The sequence below is a fragment of the Microcystis sp. M179S2 genome (assembly GCF_020245805.1).
In the GTDB taxonomy this organism is placed as follows: Bacteria; Cyanobacteriota; Cyanobacteriia; order Cyanobacteriales; family Microcystaceae; genus Microcystis; species Microcystis aeruginosa.
In genome coordinates, this window is the sequence record NZ_JADBUE010000072.1 from 1 (window position 1) to 4,843 (window position 4,843).

General features: G+C 42.4%; 4 protein-coding genes. 2 read left to right on the plus strand and 2 right to left on the minus strand.

What is annotated here, in order from left to right:
* The first annotated feature begins 520 nt into the window (after positions 1-520).
* Both IM500_RS04025 and IM500_RS04030 read left to right on the plus strand, forming a co-directional pair.
* Positions 521-1,318, plus strand: a complete 798-nt coding sequence (locus tag IM500_RS04025; protein ID WP_190721738.1) for a pentapeptide repeat-containing protein — start codon at positions 521-523, stop codon at positions 1,316-1,318.
* Between the two features lie 45 nt (positions 1,319-1,363).
* Positions 1,364-1,816, plus strand: a complete 453-nt coding sequence (locus tag IM500_RS04030) for a DUF8637 domain-containing protein (RefSeq protein ID WP_190721740.1) — start codon at positions 1,364-1,366, stop codon at positions 1,814-1,816.
* Positions 1,817-1,833: 17 nt separating this feature from the next.
* On the opposite strand, the gene IM500_RS04035 is transcribed toward IM500_RS04030, so the two are convergent.
* Together IM500_RS04035 and gatB are read right to left on the minus strand one after the other, a co-directional pair.
* Positions 1,834-2,484 (minus strand): ParA family protein, encoded by a 651-nt coding sequence (locus tag IM500_RS04035; protein WP_158201433.1) that lies wholly within the window; start codon positions 2,482-2,484, stop codon positions 1,834-1,836.
* A gap of 318 nt (positions 2,485-2,802) precedes the next feature.
* Positions 2,803-4,275, minus strand: coding sequence for an Asp-tRNA(Asn)/Glu-tRNA(Gln) amidotransferase subunit GatB (gene gatB / locus IM500_RS04040; protein WP_190721714.1), 1,473 nt, complete (start codon positions 4,273-4,275; stop codon positions 2,803-2,805).
* Positions 4,276-4,843: the final 568 nt, after the last annotated feature.

The following is a 4,843-nucleotide window of genomic DNA, read 5'->3' on the forward strand; positions in this document are numbered from 1 at the left end:
CATCGGGTGGCATAAATCGACTAAATCCTTATCTGGCAAGAGACTTAATTGATTAGCTCGTTCTAGATCGAAAACAATTGGCAAAAATCGCAGCCATGTCTTTCTCTATAAGGGTTTCATCCCTTATAACCCCGTCCATTGCATAACACAAACCGAAGAACCTGGAGTGTTAAGTGAGCAGTATATGGATGACAGCAACAGTGCTGTCTTTTCACTGATTACTGTTTACTGTTCACTGATAACTGACCAAATCTCCCCACTTCCCTCTCCCTAACCCCCAACAGCATAAATTAAGTTTTGTATCAATAATTTGCTAATTTTGCTGTTATGTGCTATACAGTTACGCATCAAAACAGGATAGAAAAACGAGATTTTCTTAATTACCAGACATTTTCTCAAATTTTATGGCAACTCTCCCAGAGTCAAATTATCCTGAAAGAAATCCTCTCCTAGAAAATCCGACAAGACTCAGAGAAATTGTGGCCATTAATGCTTTTATCCTTGTATTAGGACTTCGATGATGAAAGAATTGGAGCGATACTATAAAGTTTTAGGGTTAGATCATGGGGCATCTCTCGATGAGATCAATCAAGCCTACAAAGATTTGGTGTTTATTTGGCATCCCGATCGCATTCCCAAAGATAATCAGCGTCTTTTGGAAAAAGCCACCGCTAAACTGCAAGAAATTAACCAAGCTAGGGAACAATTGCGGCAAATTCATCAAAATTCTTCTAAACGCTCCAATTCCGCCCCTAAAACTGAAAAACAGCCCGCCCACGCCTATAAAACTGCTTCCCCCTATCAGCCTCACCCTAGCCAACCCAGCCAAAATTCCCAAACCCACAGTCATAAAACCCAGAGTCAACAAACCCACAGTCAACAAACTCATAGTCAACAGAGCCACTCCCAGAATAACCATCAGGTTCACAATCAGGGTGCCTGGCGTCCTCACTATCGGGATTTAAACGGAGCCGATTTACAGGGGGCTAACCTGAAAGAAAAAGATCTCTCTAGTCGCAGTCTCATCGGGGCAGATTTAAGCCATGCCGACTTAAGCGATAGCTTCCTGCACAAAGTTAACCTAGAAAAAGCTAATCTGTACAAAGCTAATCTTTTTCGCGCCAATCTCCTCGAAGCTAATCTTAAAGGCGCAAATTTACAGGAAGCCAATCTCATCGGGGCGGATTTAAGCGGGGTGGATTTAAGTGGGGCGGATTTACGCGGGGCAAAAATTGGCTTTGGTAAGCGTATTATGGTGAAATTAACCGGGGCAATTTTAACAGGAACAATTCTCCCCGATGGTTCGATTCATCAATAGACCTCTTGCTAATTTTGATGTCCCTTTAATATGAACTATCACCTGATGGGCATTTATTACACAATCGCTGCTGTTTTTCTAGGGATGCAATTAGCTGCAGGAGAAAATTTATCGGCGGCAGCTCCTGATTTTCTCCGGCTGCAGAAAGCTTTAGAAAAACACAATTTCATCGTCAAAATTGCCCCGCCACCAGTGCGAGGAGCCTACGGTTTATTTGATAGTAAAACTAGAATTATTTGGATTCATCCCCTAGTTTTTGACTTAGGTATTGCCCGACCAACATTAATTCATGAAGCTGTCCATGCCGCTCAACTTTGTCATGGAGGCAAAACAGTTAAAGCTCTTAATTTAGCCATAGAACCACCGGCAATGACCAGAAGATTTTTTATGAATTATCAGGGTTTTAGCAGACAAATTGAAGCGGAAGCCTATACTGTTCAAGTTCAGCCCGATGGTCTAGATTTAGTGATTTCTTTACTGCAAAAATATTGTGCTTAGAAAACCTGTCGATAAATCTACCAATCCCGTTCTAATTCTTCGGCCACACGACGATAATCGGCGCTGGCTTCTTGGGCATTTTTACCGCGCCAATTGGTAATAGCTACCCCGTCTAAAACGGCTTTTTCGTGGGCCTTATAATTTCTGACAAAAGCATGACAGGCAGGAATACCTAATTCTAATAAAGTATTTTGTGCTTCCAAAGTTTCCTTAAGACTACGGGAATCCACTTTCGTTAACAAAACCCGATAGGAAATTCCTAGGGGTTTAACTGCCGTGCGTACCGTGTCAATTAAAGCCATTAAATCCATCGGTGCGGGAGGAGTCGGTAAAATTAAATAATCTGATTCTGCTATTACTGCGGTAAGTAATTCGGAGCGCAAAGCTGGTGGTGTGTCAATCACGATCAGATCGTACTCGATAATTTGACGCAATTCTCCTAATTTCTCTGTATTAATTTGCTTGGCTAAATCAAATACCATACCCGCTTGATTTCTTTCTACCCACCAAGTGGAGGAACCCTGCGGATCCGCATCCACCAGCAAAACACGCTGATTCTGCCCCCAAATTGCCGCTAAATTGACCGCAGTGGTGGTTTTACCCACACCACCTTTACCGTTGACAACAGCGAGGATTTTTGGGCTATTAGGCTTTAATTGCGAGGTCATTTTCAGTTATCAGTTATCAGTTATCGGTTAAGTAAGTAGGCGTTAAAAGTTATCAGATGCCCCTCTTATTAAGGGGGGATCCCCCCGCCTACCGGCACCCCCCTTATCAAGGGGGGCAGGGGGGATCGAACCTAAAATCTATCTTCAATTTAATTATAACCAGCTACTTATCAGTTATCAGTTACCAGTTATCAGTTATCAGTTATCAGTTATCAGATTTGAGTTTTAAGTTCACTGATTACTGTTTACTTTTTACTGATCACTGAAAAAAAGCTCCCCACTGATTACTGTTTACTGATCACTGATCACTGAATATAACTAACCAGAAAGTTTTTGATCTAAGATTTGGCTAGTTAATTTAGGATCGGCTTTACCGCCGCTTTTTTTCATGACTTGACCGACAAAAAATCCCTTAAGATTGGTTTTACCCGCCCGGAATTTTTCTAACTCGCTTGGATGGGAGGCGATAATTTCCTCGATCAGTTTTTCGATCGCAGAATTGTCAGAAATTTGTATTAATCCTTTCTTTTCCACCAGCGCTTTAGGTGAACCGCCTTGAGTGAGAAGTTCTGGTAAAATTTCCTTAGCAATTTTGCCACTAATTGTTCCCGTTTCAATCAGTTTAACTAATTCGGCTAAGTCTGACGCTTGCAGGGCAATTTCTGTGATCGTCAGCTTATTATTATTCAAATAAGCGGCGATATCTTGACTGATCCAGTTAGCGACTAATTTGGCATTGGCCCCCGCAATTACAGCAGTTTCAAAATATTCGGCCACGGTGCGATCATCGGTTAAAACCCTGGCATCGTAGGCGGAAAGACCAAATTCTTCTTCATAACGACGACGTTTACGAGCGGGTAATTCCGGTAATTCTTCCGCCCAAGCTTTTAACTGTTCGGGGGAGACTTCTAGGGGGGGTAAATCCGGTTCGGGAAAATAGCGATAATCGCTAGAACCTTCTTTTTTCCGCATACTAATCGTCCGTTGACTAGCTTCTTCCCAAAGACGGGTTTCCTGTACGATCAATTCGCCATTTTCGAGCGCTTCAATTTGTCGAACGATCTCGTATTCTATGGCTTTTTGGATAGCACTAAAGGAGTTCATATTTTTAATTTCTACCTTAGTCCCGAACTTTTTAGTGCCTTTTTTGCGAACAGAAATATTGACATCGCAGCGCAGGGAACCCTCCTGCATATTGCCGTCACTGATGCCGAGATAACGCACTAAACGCCGTAATTCTTGGGCATATTCCGCCGCTTCGGCCCCGGTGCGTAAATCCGGTTCCGAGACAATTTCTAATAATGGTACACCTGTACGGTTAAAATCCACCAGGGAATGGGTGGAACCGGAGAGACGTTCGCTGCCAGCATGAACCAGTTTTCCCGCGTCTTCTTCCATGTGCAGACGGGTAATGCCGATAATTTTGCGGCTAACTTCCTTAGTTTTTTTATCGACGATCTCGATTTCTAGTTGACCCTGTTCGACAATAGGGAGATCATACTGGGAAATTTGATAATTTTTCGGCAGGTCGGGATAAAAATACTGTTTGCGATCGAATTTGCTATGAGGTGTAATTTTACCATCGATAGCTAATCCCAGTTTAACGGCACTGGCCAGGACTTCTTGGTTAAGGACGGGTAATACCCCCGGATAACCCAAACAGATGGGACAGACGTTAGTATTGGGGGGACTATCGAAGTTGGTGGGACAGGGACAAAATATCTTGCTTTTGGTGTTCAGTTGACAGTGGGTTTCTAAACCGATAATTGCTTCGTATTCAGTGGCAGACATATTTTCTCGCTCTCGCCGACACAGGAATGATCTGTTTAATCATTATAGTCGCGATTCTGGAGCATTCCCTCCCTTCATAAAACTTAATACTGTAGTTACTAATCACTTTATACAGCCTGAATATAGCCCAAAAAAGATAATTTATTCAACCAATGTCCGCCATTATTTTTAATTTTATGGAATAAAACAGGGAAGCTTATCGATAATTTTTCACCGATAAACCTAGCTTTTTTAGTATCGACCACCGACCACCGAAAACCAAAACTTCCCACCTCACCGTTAAGATAACCGCCATAAATCGTAGCAAAAATTAACTTCTAGAGACGGGATATTTGCTTAGTATAGAAACAGAGAGATTATGTCCAAGAACTGACCCCATAACCGGCCAAAAGCAATATAAGCGGCGACAGTGATCATTTTCTAGGCGAGTATTGCCTTAGTAAGTAGGTGGGTGGAATTAAATATAAGATGAACGTAGGTTGGGTTGAAGTATGAAACCCAACGCCCGCATGGGTTACGCTACCGCTAACCCATCCTACAAATAATTGTGCCTCCCTACTTAATTGAC